Genomic DNA, 686 nt, shown 5'->3' on the forward strand with positions numbered 1-686 from the left:
GGTTTCAGGATCTCTTTCACTCCCCTTCCGGGGTGCTTTTCACCTTTCCCTCACGGTACTGGTTCACTATCGATCACTAGGGAGTATTTAGCCTTGGGAGATGGTCCTCCCAGATTCCGACGGAATTTCACGTGTTCCGCCGTACTCAGGATACATTCAAGAGAGAATGAAGTTTCGACTACGGGGTTGTTACCCTCTACGACGGACCTTTCCAGGTCGCTTCGTCTACCTCATTCCTTTGTAACTCCGTATAGAATGTCCTACAACCCCAAGAGGCAAGCCTCTTGGTTTGGGCTATGTTCCGTTTCGCTCGCCGCTACTCAGGAAATCGCATTTGCTTTCTCTTCCTCCAGGTACTTAGATGTTTCAGTTCCCTGGGTCTGTCTTCCTTACCCTATGTATTCAGGTAAGGATACCATACCATTACGTATGGTGGGTTTCCCCATTCGGAAATCTTCGGATCAAAGCTTACTTACAGCTCCCCGAAGCATATCGGCGTTAGTCCCGTCCTTCATCGACTCCTAGTGTCAAGGCATCCACCGTGCGCCCTTTCTAACTTAACCAAACTAAAAATTAAAAAATATGAGCTACACTGTTATCTAGTTTTCAAAGAACATACATTTATATATGAGAGATAGTTCTCTCAAAACTGAACAAAACGAAACACGGAAACTTATATTGATGAA

The 686-nt window shown here is 45.3% G+C and carries 1 rRNA gene; it reads right to left on the bottom strand.

From position 1 onward, the window contains the following. Positions 1-563, bottom strand: a 23S ribosomal RNA gene (locus MR113_RS27305); the annotation flags it as partial. Between the last annotated feature and the right edge of the window lie 123 nt (positions 564-686).

Source organism: Bacillus cereus group sp. BfR-BA-01379, assembly GCF_022663605.1.
GTDB classification, from domain to species: Bacteria; Bacillota; Bacilli; order Bacillales; family Bacillaceae_G; genus Bacillus_A; species Bacillus_A mobilis.